Raw genomic sequence first — 16626 nt, 5'->3', positions numbered from 1 at the left:
TTAACTATTTTAATCGATAATGTTCAATTCCTTAACAACAAATAATAAAGTTGTCCCTCATTACTAATTAAACCTGCTCTATCACCTGCTTCTTTACCCGTTCCCATAAAAATATCGACCCTTCCTGCTCCTTTTATAGCACTACCGGTATCTTGATCTAAAACATAACGACTCACTAATTTTGTTTCCATTTCTCCTGTTTTAGTAACATAGGGAATAGGGGTTTTAATTAATGCTAACGCACCGGGGGGCATCAGAGATTTATCTGTAGCGATAGAACGTTCTGCGGTAACAGGAACACTTAAATTTCCATGAGGGGGCTGACCATCGGTTTCACGGAAGAAAATAAAGCGATTATTACGGGGTAAATAGTTACTTAATTCTTGTGGATTTTCGTTTAAATAATCCATTAGTCTTGGTAATGTTAGCTCATCTAAAGCAAAAATTCCATCGTTAACTACTTCTTTACCAATACTAACATAAGGATAGTCTGTACTGCTATCATAACCGACTGTTATAGTCTCTCCATTGGTTAATTTTAGACGAGCAGAACCCTGAACATGAACTAAATAAGCTTCTAGGCGATCGCTCATCCAAACTAATTCATTACCCCTCATAATACTATTGTTGCCTAACCCATCTCTTCCTTCTAATTCTAATCTTGTTGGGTGCGGTTTTTCCCAGTTGACAAAGTTTTTGGGTTCAAAATATAAGGGATAACGATACTCAGAACTTCGTTGACGACTGGCAGTATAAACTGGTTCAAAATAACCTGTAAAATGAACATTTCCCTGATTATCATGACCCACAGATTGATAAACAATAAATTCTTTCTGTACCGCTTGTTGAAACTCTTGGGGGGTTTTTGCTGTTTTTAATAATTGCTGAAAACGGATTAAAGAACGACGCACGCGATCGCGAGTAATACCCCGAACAGGATAATTATTATAAACCTCCGCAGCTTTAGGAGTATCTAAATAGCGTAAACTATAACTAATAGCCCGAATTAATGACCATTTATCCCCTGCTTCCCCAGAAGTACCCCAAATTTGTGCATCTTCTCCCCAAACTGAGTTAATTTCTGTGGGTTTAACGGGGTTTAATGGCAATTGTTGCGCCATAATAATTTGAGGAGGAAATAGCATCAATCCCAGTCCCATAGATACCGTTGCGATCGCTTGTCTCATACTCTTTCGACACTACCAAAAAATACGGGTTCAACCCGAATAGCCATAATACTAGACGGACGAACCACCATATATTCTCCCTGAATATTTTTGATGGGAACGTTAATAAACTGCTCAGAGTCAAAGTTAGGGACAATTTCGCCACTATACCATTTTTGGAAGTCCTGAATTTGAGCAAAACGGACTTCTTCACGGTGGCCACTGGAAAGAAACAAGAATACGCTGTATTCATCCGGTTTTCTAGGCATAATCAAGACTCCTCATAATTTTCCGTCTTTCCTATTATCCGTGACTAGTGCAGCTTGGCGAAAGTAATCCACCAGATTTTTACAGAAACTTTCGTGACTAGCCACGACAATGTGTTTCAATGAAACTAACGGAAGAATCTCGAAGTTGATGTCCATGATAAAAGCATTGCCAATTAACCTCTCCAACCTACAGAAAACAGTACTCCAACAAATAGTGAGAGGGACAACAAACCCCTATCGCCTTGTTAGACGAGCCAAGCTAATCTTAGCCGCAGCATCAGGAGAGAGCAATAGTTCGATTAGTCGAAGATTAGAATTAGACCGAGTACAAGTGCGTCAGTGGCGATCGCGATGGTTTGAGGAGAGAGAAAAACTGAGTGCCGCCGAAGAACAACAGGTAACGGAGAAAGCATTAATGGTCTTGATCAAAGGAATTTTTAGCGATCGCCCAAGACCTGGAACAACAAAATCCTTTACGGTCGAACAAGTAGTCCAGATTGTAGCGATCGCTTGTGAAGAATGTGAAAAATCAGACAGGCCAGTGAGCCATTGGACACCTTCAGAGTTGGCGGATGAAGCCATAAAAAGAGGAATTGTCGAAAAGATTTTCCCCCCGTAGTTTGGGGCGTTTTTTAAAAAGAAGCGACATTACAACCACATCTCGTTCGTTACTGGTTAAATGCCAAAATTGATGATCCCTTAAAATTTAAAAAGCAAGTCAAATATATCTGTGAACTTCATCAAGAAGCTAAAACTTTGTTAGAACAAGGAATTCATTTAATTAGTACAGATGAAATGACAGGGATTCAAGCTCTTGAGAGATTATTTCCGAACAAAAGAATCAAGCCTAAACAAGTAGAAAAAATCGAATTTGAATATGAAAGACACGGAACTTTAAGCTTGATTGCGAACTGGGATGTGGCAAGAGGAAAAGTTGTTAGTCCCTCTATTGGACCGACAAGAACAGAACAAGATTTTTCTGAACATATCCAGAGAACGATTAAGATTGATGAAAAAGCAGAATGGATTTTTATTGTAGATCAACTCAACATTCATAAATCGGAAAGCTTAGTCAAATTAGTAGCAGAAAGCTGTGGAATTACTATTGATTTGGGGAGAAAAGGAAAGGAGGGGATTTTGCAATCTATGGACAGCAGAGCAGATTTTTTATCAGATGAATCTCATCGAATTCGCTTTGTTTATATTCCCAAACATACATCGTGGCTTAATCAAATTGAGTGTTGGTTTTCGATCTTAGTCAGGCGTTTACTCAAAAGAATTACTATCCGTTCAACTGAAGAACTATCCCAAAAAATTCTCAATTTTATTGATTACTTTAATCAACATTTTGCTAAGCCGTTCGTTTGGAAATTTAAGGGCTTTAAAGATCATAAGTGACTGGTAGATTATTTTTGCTAAGCTGCACTAGACCACAATTACACTTTATGGAAGTATTAGATAATATTAAACAAGCAACAGAAATTGATTTACAAGCTATTGGAGGAACTTGGGGAAAAGCTACTTCAATCTTACAAAAACAATTAATTGAAGTTCCCCATGAGATTCTTCCCTATCTTTCTTATTATGAAGAATTGAGAGATAAGAGTATCTTAATGTGTAATTATGCTACAAAATATTTTATTGATATGTGGAAACATATAAAATCCCTCAAAATTGTTAAAGCAGATAAATTCAAAGGTGTATATGTTGTGGGTAATTCCAGACTTTCAGGAGTCGAAATATTTACTGAATGTATCTTAGGAAAACTATTTCGACAAGAAGGTTTTGATGTCGAAAAAATTGTCTCTTTTAGAAAAAGAGGTGGTAAAAAACGTCTATATGAAACTGCAATTTTTATTAAAACTTAGTTAAGATACTGTCAATTTCTTGTTTCAATATGTTGGAGTTTTTTTCTAGAAATTCATATAAATTAAATCCAGTTATCGATGTCACTAAGTTGAAACTATCTAGGGTTTTGCTTTTATTCAGCAAACCCTAGTCTAGTTCAAAGAGACTTTTCAAGAATAATTACGACCTTGGGGACTTTCGCCAAATTTCCCAAACGTCGAGGTTTTTCTTCCGGACGTATTAAAGGTTACAAAAAAGCCCCACGAACTCGTCATGATGTTATCAAGAAAGGGAGCAAAAAATCAACTGAAAACTTAAAAGCTCCTTAGTTTTCCTCAGAATCTATAGATTAGCCCTATTTGTCAGCCAATTTTATTGACTGATACAGAGCCGATATTTTGGGATTTTAGTTTAGCGTAAAATATACGCTAACAATTTTTTTTGTCCAAAGTCCAATCATTAAACTTATTATTAGGAATCAAACCATCAGTAGACCTAATTTGATTACGTTCTCCGATTTTAACTTCTACACTGAAATTTAGCTCATTTTCATCTAAAGAAAAGCTTTTTGTCAAAAGATATACAAATAACCCCTCATACATATCTCCTAGTTTACGATGTAAAGAAGTTATCAGATTACCACCTACTCTAGCAATAATATATCTATCATCATCCAAACCTAAAAGACCAAAAGCTGGATCATTGGATATAAGTTGTTTGAATTCATCTCGATTACTAATATCAGAATAGCTTTTATAAGGATCAAAGTTTAAAACTTTCCTGATATTTGTGATTGCTATAGTCAATAATTCATCTTCATCTATCATGTTAGATTCTCCTTAAATCAATAATCATTGTATAGCAATCAGGTTTCAGTTGTGAGAATTAAGTTTGAGTATTAGGGAACGCTAATCCTCCAACCCCCCTTACAAAGGGGGGAACTCAAGGTCTCATAAATCATGATTGTGATTGCTATATTGTACATTTCTAAGTTTTAAAAGTCTTCAGGATTATCTTCTTCTCCTTCTCCTAAATCATCTAAATCTTTACCAAACTTTTGTTGAGGAGGAATGGCAGCAATAATGGCATCAATCACCTTTCCAACAGGGATAATTTCGATACCAATATCCTCAGCAAAACTCTGTCCTTTAGGAACGATCGCCCTTTTAAACCCTAACTTAGCTGCCTCTTTTAATCTTAATTCCATCTGAGAGACTAAACGAACTTGTCCCCCTAAACCCACTTCTCCTATCAACACAGTTCTCGGATCTACCACGCGATCGCGGAAACTGGCCACAAGGGAGATGGCCACCCCTAAATCTGCGGCCGGTTCCTCTACCCCTAAACCACCGGCCGAAGCTACATAAGCGTCTAATTTTGACAAGGGAATACCCACCCTTTTCTCTAACACAGCTAAAATCTGCTGTAAGCGACTATATTCCACTCCTGTAGTGGAACGACGAGGGGAAGCATAGCTAGTGGGACTGACTAACGCTTGTAACTCTACAAGGATGGGACGAGTGCCTTCACAAGCGACAACAGTAGCGGTTCCGGGGACAAACTCATCTCGGTTGCCCAAAAACAATTCTGAGGGGTTATCTACTTCCACTAAACCATGTTCTGCCATTTCAAAAATACCGATTTCATGGGTGGCCCCAAAACGATTTTTTACGGATCGCAGCAGACGATGGGAGGCATAGCGATCGCCTTCAAAATATAACACCGTGTCTACCAAATGTTCTAAAACCCTTGGCCCTGCGATCGCCCCTTCTTTGGTGACATGACCAACAATAAACAGAGTAATATTATCCCGTTTAGCTACCTGCATTAAAGCCGAAGTACACTCCCTAACTTGAGCAACCGAACCCGGTGCAGAAGTCAAAGCAGCGAAATAGAGAGTTTGAATACTATCAATAATAGCCACTTGAGGTTGCAGGGATTCTAACTCCCTCAAAATCTCTTCTAAGTCTGTTTCAGGAAGAATAAAAAGATTAGCTTTATCTAGTTTTTCTTCTTCCTTTTTTTTACTTTTAACCTTGCCATTTTTACCATTACTTTCTGCTTGTTTAGCAGCGGTTATACTACTAGCTTCTGCCACTCCTAAACGAGATGCCCGTAACTTAATTTGTTGGCCTGACTCTTCAGCAGAAACGTATAAAATACGGGATAATCGTTGGGACAATTGGTTAGCAGTTTGTAATAATAAAGTAGATTTGCCAATACCCGGATCACCCCCGATCAAAACTAAAGATCCCGGCACCACCCCACCCCCCAACACCCGATCTAACTCGTTATAACCGGATTGAAAGCGTGCTTGTTCCTCTTCTGTAATATCATTAAAAGGGACAGAAATCCGTGGTTTAGGTGCAGTAGCAGACCTGTTATCTGTGCGATTATTAGATTGCCAGCCACTTCTGGCCGCCCCCACAGGGGAGGATGAACTATTGACCGTTTGTTCTTCTAGGGTTCCGTATTCCCCACAAGCTTCGCACTTGCCGAACCATTGAAGCGACTCTGCACCACAAGCACTACAAACATAAACAATTTTTGTTTTAGCCATAATCAAATTTAAAGAAACGTTAAAAAAATTAAAAAAATACTGGATATTGAGGGGAAAACCCTAGAAAATGATAAGGAGTATTAAGGGAGTAACTCTCTGTAAACTCAGATGATGTTTAGATTCTAAAGCAAGAATTTAGGCTTAAGGATAGCAAAAAAGGGATATTCTCGATCTTAAAGAGATCCCCGGTCAGCCATTCAACTTAAAGATTAGCAATTTTACTTAGTATTAGGGAGCGTGGGCAACATTGGAAACACAAAAAGAGAAAATTTTAGTGGTGGATGACGAAGCTAGTATCCGTCGTATTTTGGAAACCCGTCTTTCTATGATTGGCTACGATGTAGTAACGGCTGCTGACGGTGAGGAAGCTTTAGATATCTTTCATGAGGCTATTCCCGACTTGGTGGTATTGGATGTGATGATGCCTAAATTAGATGGTTATGGAGTCTGTCAGGAGTTACGCAAAGAGTCAGATATCCCTATTATAATGTTAACCGCTTTAGGGGATGTGGCCGATCGCATCACGGGGTTAGAACTAGGTGCTGATGATTATGTGGTCAAACCCTTTTCACCGAAAGAGTTAGAAGCGAGAATTCGTTCTGTGTTGAGACGGGTGGAAAAAAATGGCGCACCAGGTATTCCTAGTTCTGGAGTCATTGCCATTGCTTCGATTAAAATTGACACCAATAAACGTCAGGTTTACAAGGGAGATGAGCGTATTCGCTTGACTGGGATGGAATTTAGTTTATTGGAGTTATTGGTTAGTCGTTCCGGGGAACCTTTTTCCCGTTCAGAAATATTGCAGGAAGTTTGGGGTTATACCCCTGAACGTCATGTGGATACAAGAGTGGTAGATGTTCATATTTCTCGTTTGCGGGCAAAATTAGAAGATGATCCCAGTAACCCTGAACTGATTTTAACGGCCAGAGGAACAGGTTATTTATTTCAACGGATTTTAGAACCTGGTGAGGAACCATAAGCTTTCATGCTCCCATATTATCTAGGTAAGTGGATGCTACGCAGTTAATTTGTTGCTCGAAATTCATGAGGTTGCGGATTTGTCGTTGCACGGCAAATCATTTGAGCAACCGTCCCACGCCAAAATATAGTTGTTTTTTATAGTATTTATGGCGTGGGGCTTATGCACGAGATTTAACCAAGATAATGAAGGTGTTAGAAAAGACAATTCTCCTGAAAACAGGGAAAATGATAAAATTGGGAACTTTTGATACTTAATAATCGTCTTTCTCCGTGAATTGACAGACAAAGGCTTAGATGTTTATGCTCTTGAAGGTCAAAAATGGCTTATTTGTGGTGTGTAGGAAGTTAAAAACATGAAATTATCTGTTGTAATTCCCTGTTTTAATGAAATTGGGACTATTGGTCAAGTTATTGAAGCTGTTAAAGCATCTCCTGTGAAAAATTGTGAGATTGTCATAGTGGATGATTGCTCAACAGACGGGACCAGAAGACTTTTAGAATCTAAACTAGAACCATTAGTCGATCAAGTTATTTATCATCATAAAAATAAGGGGAAAGGGGCTGCATTAAGAACAGGGTTTGCTGTGGTTACTGGAGATATAGTAATTGTTCAAGATGCTGATTTAGAATACGATCCCCAAGAGTATCCTTTAATGATAGAACCTATTATCAAAGGTAAAGCGGATGTGGTTTTTGGGTCTCGTTTCCAGGGAAGTCGTCCCCATCGAGTCGTTTATTATTGGCACATGGTGGGTAATAAATTTTTAACGACATTATCCAATATGTTGACTAACATTAATTTAACAGACATGGAAACCTGTTATAAAGCATTTAAACGAGAAGTTATCCAATCTATTAAAATCAAAGAAAGTCGTTTTGGGTTTGAACCAGAAATAACGGCAAAACTCGCTAAAATGGGATGTCGTATTTATGAAGTTGGTATTTCTTACTATGGTAGAACCTATAAAGAAGGCAAAAAAATCGGTTGGAAAGATGGATTTAGAGCCATTTATTGTATTCTTAAATATAACTTAACTTAACTTATCACAAACCATAGACAAAATACTAATGATAGTTGTTATTTCAATCTTAGAGATTCTTCTGCTTTGTCTTGGAGCAAGTGTCCTCATATATCGAACTCAACTTAGAATTTCTGAAGCCTTATCATCAGGAATAATTATCACTTTTATAACTCTTTCATTGATTTTTCAAACTGCTTTTTTACTAGGTCAACCGAACCTAGCATTTGCCTTAGAAGGAGTTCTAATAATTATTAGTCTTTTCATCCTCAAAAAGCGTAGTAAATACCTTATATATTTTTATCAGAGATTTAAAAATTTTAGTAGTCAATATAAATTGATTGTCGGATTGTTATCAATCCCTTGGACTTACCTTGGTTTACAGGCCGTTTTACTTCCTCCTGCTAATTGGGATAGTATGACCTATAATTTAGCTAGAGTGATGCTCTTTCAGCAAGAAAAATCACTTTATCTAACTGAGATTACAACTCACCGATAAGCCGTATTTCCTGTTGGTTCTGATATTTTACACCATATTTTTTTGAGATTTTACACAGATTATGGAATTGGAATATTTAGTTTTTTAGCTTATGTTTCCATTGGGTTAGGAACCTACGCTTTATGCCGAAGATATACAAGTTCTCAAATTTCGTTAATGGCAACTCTTGTAATCATCAGCTTACCTGAAGTTGTATATCAAAGTACCTCAACAAAAAATGATATCATCACAGCAGCTACAGCAATTTTTTGTTTTTTAACGGTTCATCGATTGTTAGAAAAGTTAACTTTAACTGACGTTATACTACTAACATTGGGTCTGGCTTTTGGCATTTTTGCTAAAACAAGTTTTCTTGGTTTTATTCTTCCTTTCAGTTTATTTTTCGGACTATTACTTTTGAAAAAGTATAAAGTGGGAGTATTGATAAAGTTAATAGCAGACAATAGTTTACCTTTTATTCTATTAATTATTCCCATAGTAATACTATCACAGTTATGGTTATTTATACATAACCATTATTTTTTGGGGGGATGGTCAGGGGCGGAAACATTTACTTCTATCCATAAACAATCTGACGGTTTAAAAGGTGCTGTTGCCAATTTAGTTAGATATGTTTTTCAAAGTGTACACTTTTTAAAATTAGGTGACATATTATTTGAGAGCATCTCGGGCTTAACCCTATCTAATACTTTGCAGAACACTTATGACTCTTGGTTACAACCTTTACTGGGTGATGCAGGTATTGGAAAAGACTTTACTCCTGCATTTAATATATTATGGACACCCCATGAACCCGGATTTCTCACAAATTAATTTGAAAGCCCAATCCAGAGATGAAAAATGATAATTTTTAGGACTAATAGAAATTTTGAATATAGATGAATAAAAAAATTGACTTTGATTATCCAAAAATTGAGTTTAAGAGGGAATAATTATATTAACTTTTGATTTTCTCCACTATAAATAAGACTAAATGAAAGTATCAGTCAGTCAACAACTTATGATAGATATCTTTTTTAAAAAACAACTTATTCTACTTATCCAGTATCAGGAATAGTTTTAATTCTTTTGTTAGCAATAGACAAAATATCTTGATAAGGACAAGCACTAGCTATAGCGATAATAATTCTTCTACAACTAATCTTTATTCTGGCTCCCAACTTAAGAAGATTTAGACGTATTCTTCCCACAGTTGCTTTAGCCAATGAAGTTTTTTTTAAACAGTGTTGACGAAAAGCATTTATGAGAACATAAGCCCAGGAATGTATCCATAATCTTAGTTGATTACTTTGAAATGTTTGAGTTGAAGTTCTATGAGCTAACAAGTCTAATTGTTGTTCTTTAATCCGATTTTCCATCTCGCCTCTCGGACAGTATTTTTTTGTATAAAGTTTTGAGGGTGGAATTTTTGAAGCGGGCAAAGATGTCACCACCTGGCGCATTTTTAAGCCATCACTTCCATAACAAACTTTTGTCACTACTCTTCTTTGACAACTCCATGACTTTTCTGTTTTATAACGAATAGAGCGATACCAAGTAGAAATTGGTACTAATTTTTTAACTTCTTCTAAATCTTCTTTTTTCTGAAATAAACTATCCATTAATTCAGTTATTGGAGCTAGTTTTTTTTTCATATTCATGTTTGGCTTTTTCAATTACATCATCCGCTCGTAACTTAAGAACGCCATTTGTTCCCATAGCTATAACATAATCAACTAAAGGCTGATTTTCACAAAAATAGAAGATTTCTTCACGGGCATAGGCACTATCACCCCTAACTAGGATATGAGTCTCTGACCATTTTTCTCTAATTAGTCCGATAATTCTTTGTAATTCGTCTAAGGCTCCATCGGCTGGATCTACATTAGATGAACGAAGTTTAGCAACTAATAAATGATGCCCACAGAAAATATATAAAGGAGCATAACATACTCCGTGATAATAACTATTAAAAAATGCCCCTTCTTGATTACCATGTACTTGGTCATCCGTGACATCCATATCTAATATAATACTTAAGGGAGGTTTTTTATAAGACTCTAAACAAAATTCGACAAAAGATTTTTCAATGGCTTCAAAGTTGGGTTCTATTTTATGATAACGACTCGTTTTTTGGTCGAGAATAGTCTCAGGACAATATTCCAATCTATTAATTGTACTTTTTCCAGCTAACCATCCCCTTTTATCTTCAAGTTCATTAAGCTTTTCTAAAGCGATCTTAAGGGCAGGATCGTGACGTAATTTATCATGGTCATTGACATCTTCATAGCCTAAAATAATTCCATAAAGCCTTTGTGCTAATAACTCATGAACGGAATGATCTACATAAGATTGATGACGATGATCTTGAAAACAGTTACCAAACTTCTCGGTAATTCCCAGTTTTTTATCCAACTCAGCTATCCAGACAATCCCCGCATCTGAAGTGATTAGTCCCCCATCAAAATTAGTGATTATTTCTTTTCCTTTCTGTTTACTAAAGTTGATTACTTGACGAGGGGTTCGGGGATGACTGGGACTCATTAAATCAGTTTAAGGTAAATTGCTTTAATAATTAAATTATAGCATATTTTATTCTAACAATCTAGTACTATTAGAGATTTTATTAATAATTTTTTTGGAAAAATGAGTGATTGATTTATCTTTTCATCTTTGTCTAATTCGGGTTGATTTTAACTTAAAATCTGACAACAGACTGTTGGTTGGGGAAATCTGCGATCGCTCTGTTCAAACCCACTTCCTGTAAGGCTTCTGTGTTTGGCGATCGCAGATTTTGTGAGAAATTCGGGTTTACTCTTATATCCCCAAGGGTTAGAAGTAATAGCAGCCTTCTGTGGTTGTTTATATGCTGGTGTCATCGCTATTCCCGTTCCCCCACCAGAGTCAGGAAGATTAAAAAGAACCTTACCCCGACTCAGGGCTATTGTTAAGGATGCTAACGCTACTTTTGCCTTAACTACAGAGGCTATTTTATCCCTTGTAGAAGGGGTAAAAGGAGAATTTCCAGAATTTGACCAAATGAAGTGGATAGACACCGCTACAGTGGATTTATCCTTGGCTGAGGGTTGGCAAGATCCCCAGGTGGATAAGGACGAATTAGCCTACTTACAATACACCTCTGGGTCCACTTCTACCCCCAAAGGGGTTATGTTATCCCACTTTAACTTAATGCACCACGCCAGCTATTTACAACGAGCTTGTGGCTACGATGAAAATAGTATTACCCATACTTGGATGCCCTATTTTCATGATTATGGGTTAGTAGAAGGGATGATGGTTCCTTTGTACAACGCAACCCCTTGTTATTTGATGTCTCCTTTTTCCTTTATTAAGCGTCCCATTCAATGGTTAAAGAACATCACTAAATATAAAGTCACCCATTCCCAGGCCCCCAACTTCGCCTACGATCTCTGTTTACGTCGCCTCAAAAGTAAAGATGTAGGACAACTAGACTTGAGTAGCTGGGAAGGGGCAGGAAACGCTGCTGAACCCATTAACCCCAAGGTGATGATGAATTTTGTGGAAACTTTTTCCCCTTGTGGGTTTCGTTGGGAAACCTTTGCCCCTGCTTACGGGTTAGCCGAATATACCCTACTGGTATCCAGTAAACCCAAAGGAACCCATCCAGTGTTTACCTGTGTCGATGCTTCGGCCATGGAACAAGATAAAGTTGTTGAAGCCGATCCCCAACAGGAAAAAGGAACCCGTGTCATGGCCAGTTGTGGACGGTTGGTATGTGAAACAAATCTAGCGATCGTCAACCCCGATACCTTAACCCGTTGCGCTGAGGATGAAGTAGGAGAAATATGGGTATCTGACCCCAGTATGGCCCAAGGGTATTGGCAAAGGGAAGATGCTACAAAAGAAACCTTTCAAGCTTATATCAAGGATACTCAGGAAGGTCCCTTTTTAAGAACAGGGGATTTAGGGTTTTTCAAAGACGGAGAACTCTATATTACCGGGCGGATGAAAGATTTAATTATTATCCGAGGAACCAACCATTATCCCCAGGATCTTGAGTGGACTGTACAACATCTTAACCCTGTTTTTCGTTCTGACTATGGGGCGGCTTTTTCCGTTGAGGTGGATGGAGAAGAACAATTAGTGGTTGTCCAGGAGTTAGAAAGACGCAGTGGGGAATTGGATTTTGAGCAATTATTGGGAGATATTCGCCAAGAAATTGCCGAAGAACACGAAATCCAAACTTATGCGATCGTTTTAGCCAAGTCAGGAACCGTGTTAAAAACCGCCAGTGGGAAAATTCAACGTCGTGCTTGTCGCCAAAACTTCTTGAATGGAAGCATTAATATTGCTGCGGTTTGGAGCGATAATGCTGAAGTTATGGACAAATTTGCTGCTGGTTAATCACCTTTTTAGCCCCCCTTTGTAAGGGGGGTTGGCCGAATCTGAACTAGGTAGTAGAAGGTAAGCCCCAAAAACGCTATAATTGGGAAACGCATAAAACTATTATGCTGATAACCAGGGTTGGCCGAGCGGTTTAGGCAACGAACTCATAATTCGTGCTAGGCAGGTTCAACTCCTGCACCCTGGATTTTTTAATTGCATCAATAAACGATAACGAAGATCCTATGAGTTGGTTTTCGTTCCTCTACTAAATATTAAATCTAATTCTAACTGTTTATATTGAAGCCCAGATTCCGCACTTCAAAATGTAGTATAAAAAAATACATAGTTTTAAAAAGTCCGAAAATCATACCTGGGCAAGAATATTTCTCTTTTCATTAAATTTTTAGGAAAAATAATCAAATTAAGAAGATTTATACTTATTGAAAACTTAGCAAGACTCAGCACAAACGAAGGAGAGTTTCCTCTTCTCATTTGATATCATTAGACTCTTATTCTTTTATTATTTTTGCTTTATTCAATTCAATTTATAGATAATATCTTTGACAAGATGCAGGTAATAAACTCAATATAAAACGCCTTTCTTCTGTTAAATTGACAATTTGTTTAACTCCGTTTAAAATCACATAATGAATACCTTGAAAACATTGAAATATCCACCTCAAAGTCGGACGCAATGTTACTTTCCCTACTTGATTATTTATTCCTTTTTTGACTCTTTTTAAACAATTTCTTAATTCTCTTTGCCCCAAGTTATAAATCAACAAACACAAAGACATTAAAAATAACATTGTTTCTATTCTTTCTGGTTTTTCAACGAAGAAACTATCAGTAAAAAATAAGGGATCTTTCAAAAATCGAAATCCTCTTTCCGTAGATTGCTGGTTTTTATAAGTTATCAGAATTTCACTAGCTTCTAATTTATTTTCCTCTACTAAGTTAGTTGCTAAAATAAATTTTCCTGCTTCTTTAGTCTTTCTACTTATCTCTTCATCTTTTTTGATGATCAGACTAATCATTTTATAAATCTTTTCCTTTTTTTCGAGTAAGTTTCAATCAGTTCAACTTCTTTTATTTCCAACAATCTTAATTTTTTATTAATAGCTTTTAATTTATATCGAGCAGCTTGAGGATGTTCAAATTCTTCAGATTGTATTTCTTTAAGAAATTTTTGGGATTTCTTCTCTTCTTGGAAAAGTTGTTTTTCTAGTTTTTCCAAATCACTTTTCTGTCTTTTTTCACTCAAGACTATTAACCAAGTTTGCTTGATTCCACCATAAGTAACAATTTCTTCTTTCCAGGTATAACTTTCTAAATTTAGGTCACTTCTTTTTTCTTTATCTTCATCTTTTACTTCTTCCACCTCTATATTTTGCACTAATTCTTTTGCTTTTTTTATGGTCATTGGAACTCTCGTTATCCATTTTAAATGTTGGATTAGTTGGAGATTTTCTTGACCATATAAAGCACTATCACAAACCATGATACTATCAAACTTTATTTGCTTTTTGAATTCTACTAAAACTTTTCCAAATACAGCTTTATCAGATTCATTTCCATCTCCTACTCTCACAAATAATGGAATATCTCCATCTTGGCTTGTTATTAAATCCAAGACACATTGTTTTAAGTCTGGTCTATGATCCCGAGAATATCCTTTCTTAATAAAAATTGGTCTTTCTTTAATAATTTTTTCTTCTTCCTGTTTCTCTTTATCTTCTTCCCTTTTATATTCTCCATCTAAATGAAATGATGTGGAATCTAAATGGGAGTATTTAAGGTCTATTTTAAATTTTTTAATTACTTCTAAAACTACTTCAATAAAAATATCATTTAGTCCATATTTATATAATTCATCCATTACTCTCCCAATTTTATCATCATTAAGGTAATCAGGTTTAATTCTTTCTCCTAACAATTTCTCAATGGCTTTATCTTGAAAAAACTGACTGAATAAATATAGAGGTCTTGAAACAAATCCTAGTCCATTGATTAAAATAGACTTAACTACTGTACCTGCTGAGATTTTTTCTCTAACATCTATTCCTAATTTATTATTAATTATTTTGACTATTCCTATTTCATCAATTAAACCAGCTACTATCCCTAAATGGTCTAAATTTTTAACTTGTATTTCTTCTAAATAAGACATTTTTCGCTCTTTTTTTACAGAGGAAACAACTTAAGCAATTATCCCACTTTTTTGTCTTCAAGAGCTTAAGCAATTATACTTAATTATTAACCCCAGGCTTGTAGTATTTAATGCTACTTTTTGAAGTGCGGAATCTGGGTTGGTAAGATTAGCCCCAGTCAACTTTGCTCCCGTTAAATTTGGATCCGTCAGTAAAGCCCCTTTGAGATTGGCATTGGTTAAATCTGCTTTCCGTAAGTCAGCATCCCTTAAATTAGGTGATTTCCGAGAAAGCTTTTCCCATAGGGGGTAATCGCTTGGACTAAAGGCTTTCAAGAAATAAAAGGAACAGAGAGTTAGCAGATCTTGGTACACAACTTTAAAATTTCATAATTGGCTTGTCTGAAAAAACAGAAGAAATAGATTAAAATGAAGAGGTAAAAAGATTAGAGAGAGTAAATTGAAGCTAAAACAGACAAATCATCCCTTAACCCCGTCGATGGTCGATGATTTACGTTTAGCAGCCTCAAAAATGACGGGAGCAGAGCGTCGTTCATTTCAAGCTGAAATGTGTCTCAAGTATTGTGGAGGAAGTGCCAGACAAACCGAAATCGTGTTTGGTTGGGGGAGAAAAAATGTTCAACTTGGATTACATGAAAAACGAACTGGGATAGTGTGTTTAGGATTACAATCAGTCAATAGTGGATGTAAAAAATGGGAGGAAAGATACCCAATAGTTGCCCAATCATTGAAAGAAATAGCCGAAGCTCACGCACAACAAAACCCCACATTTAATAACCCCATTGCCTATACAAGATTAACGGCGGCTGAAGCCATTAAACAATTAAGAAATCTAGGATATAATGGAGAGGAGGTTCCTGCTGCTTCGACAATGGCAGATATTTTAAATCGTTTGGGCTATCGATTAAGAAAAGTGGTAAAAGCTAAACCTAAAAAAAAATCTCGGAGACGGACGCTATCTTAGAGAATATAGAGAAAAAAGATAGAAAAAAAGACCCTTCTGTGAAACGTTTAAGTATGGATTGTAAAGCAACTGTGGAAATAGGAGAATATTCACGTGGCGGACAAACCAGAGGTTATAATCAAGCTCAAGATCATGATATGGGAACTAAAGAAAAATACGTTCCTTGTGGGATTGTAGATGAAGATACAGGGCAACTTTATGTAACTTTTGGAAGTTCTTATAAAACGAGTGATTTCATGGTAGATAACTTGGAGCAATGGTGGACAAGTCTGAGTATAACTGAAAAGCAGCAACTAGAGAACATCCAAATTAAAGTTGATAATGGACCAGAAAATAGTGGAATAAGAAGGCAATTTTTGAAGAGAATGGTAGAGTTTGCCGACCAAACTAAGAAATCTATTCAATTACTATATTTTCCTCCTTATCACAGTAAATATAATTCCATAGAAAGATGTTGGGGAATTTTAGAGAGGCATTGGAACGGAACACTTCTGAGAAATGCTCAAACGATGTTAGCTTGGGTAAAAACTATGACATGGAAAGGCTTAAATCCGATAGTTAAGTTAAGTAAAAAAGTTTATCAAAAAGGCATTTCTTTAACGAAAAAAGAGATGAAGGAAATTGAGAAACGTTTAGAACGTAATCCTCACTTACCTAAATGGGATATTTTGATTAGACCCAGTTAGTCTAAAAAGTTAATAAGAGTGTAAAATTAAGTGAATTTCCTTTTTAAAAATAGTCAAAGCTAATTTAAAAGTTAGCGTATTTCTTTCTTTTAGATAGGGAGGTTTTTGTTCGCGGAA

Annotated in this window: 12 protein-coding genes, 1 tRNA gene and 5 pseudogenes; 11 read left to right on the top strand and 7 right to left on the bottom strand. The window is 36.3% G+C overall.

Features of this window, described 5'->3' with window-relative positions; translation table 11 throughout:
* Positions 1–23: 23 nt before the first annotated feature.
* Together mltA and CWATDRAFT_RS05675 are read right to left on the bottom strand one after the other, a co-directional pair.
* Positions 24–1187 (bottom strand): murein transglycosylase A, encoded by a 1164-nt coding sequence (mltA, locus tag CWATDRAFT_RS05680; RefSeq protein ID WP_007304110.1) that lies wholly within the window; start codon positions 1185–1187, stop codon positions 24–26.
* The gene (locus tag CWATDRAFT_RS05675) at positions 1184–1435 is read right to left on the bottom strand and encodes a hypothetical protein (RefSeq protein WP_007304109.1); all 252 of its coding nucleotides are present in this window, start codon (positions 1433–1435) and stop codon (positions 1184–1186) included. Before CWATDRAFT_RS05675 ends, mltA begins: the two co-directional genes overlap by 4 nt.
* A 109-nt stretch (positions 1436–1544) precedes the next feature.
* On the opposite strand from CWATDRAFT_RS05675, the pseudogene CWATDRAFT_RS05670 reads away from it, so the two are divergent.
* The 4 genes and pseudogenes from CWATDRAFT_RS05670 to CWATDRAFT_RS05655 all read left to right on the top strand — a co-directional run.
* Positions 1545–2127: pseudogene (locus CWATDRAFT_RS05670) on the top strand (helix-turn-helix domain-containing protein).
* 64 nt (positions 2128–2191) lie between these two features.
* Complete coding sequence (locus CWATDRAFT_RS05665; RefSeq protein WP_007304107.1) at positions 2192–2833, top strand: transposase; 642 nt, start codon at positions 2192–2194, stop codon at positions 2831–2833.
* A 47-nt stretch (positions 2834–2880) separates the two neighbouring features.
* Positions 2881–3303 (top strand): hypothetical protein, encoded by a 423-nt coding sequence (locus tag CWATDRAFT_RS05660; RefSeq protein WP_007304106.1) that lies wholly within the window; start codon positions 2881–2883, stop codon positions 3301–3303.
* Between the two features lie 126 nt (positions 3304–3429).
* Positions 3430–3612 (top strand): annotated as a pseudogene (locus CWATDRAFT_RS05655) (NF041680 family putative transposase); the annotation flags it as partial.
* Positions 3613–3711: 99 nt separating this feature from the next.
* On the opposite strand, the gene CWATDRAFT_RS05650 reads toward CWATDRAFT_RS05655, so the two are convergent.
* Both CWATDRAFT_RS05650 and radA read right to left on the bottom strand, forming a co-directional pair.
* Positions 3712–4110, bottom strand: coding sequence for a hypothetical protein (locus tag CWATDRAFT_RS05650; RefSeq protein WP_007304105.1), 399 nt, complete (start codon positions 4108–4110; stop codon positions 3712–3714).
* A gap of 167 nt (positions 4111–4277) precedes the next feature.
* On the bottom strand, positions 4278–5843 hold the full coding sequence (gene radA, locus CWATDRAFT_RS05645) for a DNA repair protein RadA (RefSeq protein ID WP_007304104.1): 1566 nt from the start codon (positions 5841–5843) through the stop codon (positions 4278–4280).
* Positions 5844–6090: 247 nt separating this feature from the next.
* On the opposite strand from radA, the gene rpaB reads away from it, so the two are divergent.
* The 4 genes from rpaB (at position 6091) to CWATDRAFT_RS31580 (ending at position 9155) form a co-directional block, all read left to right on the top strand.
* Entirely contained in the window at positions 6091–6822 is a 732-nt protein-coding gene (gene rpaB / locus CWATDRAFT_RS05640; protein ID WP_007304103.1) for a response regulator transcription factor RpaB, read from the top strand.
* Between the two features lie 355 nt (positions 6823–7177).
* Complete coding sequence (locus CWATDRAFT_RS05635; RefSeq protein WP_007304102.1) at positions 7178–7864, top strand: glycosyltransferase family 2 protein; 687 nt, start codon at positions 7178–7180, stop codon at positions 7862–7864.
* A gap of 28 nt (positions 7865–7892) precedes the next feature.
* Positions 7893–8342: a hypothetical protein gene (locus CWATDRAFT_RS31585; RefSeq protein ID WP_050018334.1), complete on the top strand. Its 450-nt coding sequence runs from the start codon at positions 7893–7895 to the stop codon at positions 8340–8342.
* A 42-nt stretch (positions 8343–8384) separates the two neighbouring features.
* Entirely contained in the window at positions 8385–9155 is a 771-nt protein-coding gene (locus tag CWATDRAFT_RS31580; protein ID WP_007304101.1) for a glycosyltransferase family 39 protein, read from the top strand.
* Positions 9156–9379: 224 nt separating this feature from the next.
* On the opposite strand, the pseudogene CWATDRAFT_RS35535 reads toward CWATDRAFT_RS31580, so the two are convergent.
* Positions 9380–10865, bottom strand: a pseudogene (locus CWATDRAFT_RS35535) (IS1380-like element ISCwa5 family transposase).
* A 252-nt stretch (positions 10866–11117) separates the two neighbouring features.
* Here CWATDRAFT_RS35535 and CWATDRAFT_RS05615 point away from each other — a divergent pair.
* A complete protein-coding gene (locus tag CWATDRAFT_RS05615) occupies positions 11118–12707 on the top strand; it encodes a fatty acyl-AMP ligase (protein WP_232287015.1) in 1590 nt (529 codons plus the stop codon).
* A gap of 114 nt (positions 12708–12821) precedes the next feature.
* Positions 12822–12894: transfer RNA gene (locus CWATDRAFT_RS05610), tRNA-Ile, on the top strand.
* Between the two features lie 340 nt (positions 12895–13234).
* Here the strand turns inward: CWATDRAFT_RS05610 and CWATDRAFT_RS05605 are convergent.
* Positions 13235–14859: pseudogene (locus CWATDRAFT_RS05605) on the bottom strand (IS1634-like element ISCwa1 family transposase).
* Between the two features lie 57 nt (positions 14860–14916).
* The gene (locus CWATDRAFT_RS41645) at positions 14917–15213 is read right to left on the bottom strand and encodes a pentapeptide repeat-containing protein (RefSeq protein ID WP_007304095.1); all 297 of its coding nucleotides are present in this window, start codon (positions 15211–15213) and stop codon (positions 14917–14919) included.
* A 124-nt stretch (positions 15214–15337) separates the two neighbouring features.
* Here CWATDRAFT_RS41645 and CWATDRAFT_RS41640 point away from each other — a divergent pair.
* Positions 15338–16509, top strand: a pseudogene (locus CWATDRAFT_RS41640) (ISAzo13 family transposase).
* The last annotated feature ends 117 nt before the right edge of the window (positions 16510–16626 follow it).

The sequence above is a fragment of the Crocosphaera watsonii WH 8501 genome, assembly GCF_000167195.1.
Lineage (GTDB): Bacteria > Cyanobacteriota > Cyanobacteriia > Cyanobacteriales > Microcystaceae > Crocosphaera > Crocosphaera watsonii.
This window is presented reverse-complemented; position numbering and strand designations above follow the sequence as displayed.

Coding starts and splice junctions, on each gene's coding strand:
- CWATDRAFT_RS05675 (WP_007304109.1), bottom strand. CDS start 1,435: ATGCCTAGAAAACCGGATGAATACAGCGTATTCTTGTTTCTTTCCAGT.
- radA (WP_007304104.1), bottom strand. CDS start 5,843: ATGGCTAAAACAAAAATTGTTTATGTTTGTAGTGCTTGTGGTGCAGAG.
- CWATDRAFT_RS05635 (WP_007304102.1), top strand. CDS start 7,178: ATGAAATTATCTGTTGTAATTCCCTGTTTTAATGAAATTGGGACTATT.
- CWATDRAFT_RS31585 (WP_050018334.1), top strand. CDS start 7,893: ATGATAGTTGTTATTTCAATCTTAGAGATTCTTCTGCTTTGTCTTGGA.
- CWATDRAFT_RS05650 (WP_007304105.1), bottom strand. CDS start 4,110: ATGATAGATGAAGATGAATTATTGACTATAGCAATCACAAATATCAGG.
- mltA (WP_007304110.1), bottom strand. CDS start 1,187: ATGAGACAAGCGATCGCAACGGTATCTATGGGACTGGGATTGATGCTA.
- CWATDRAFT_RS05660 (WP_007304106.1), top strand. CDS start 2,881: ATGGAAGTATTAGATAATATTAAACAAGCAACAGAAATTGATTTACAA.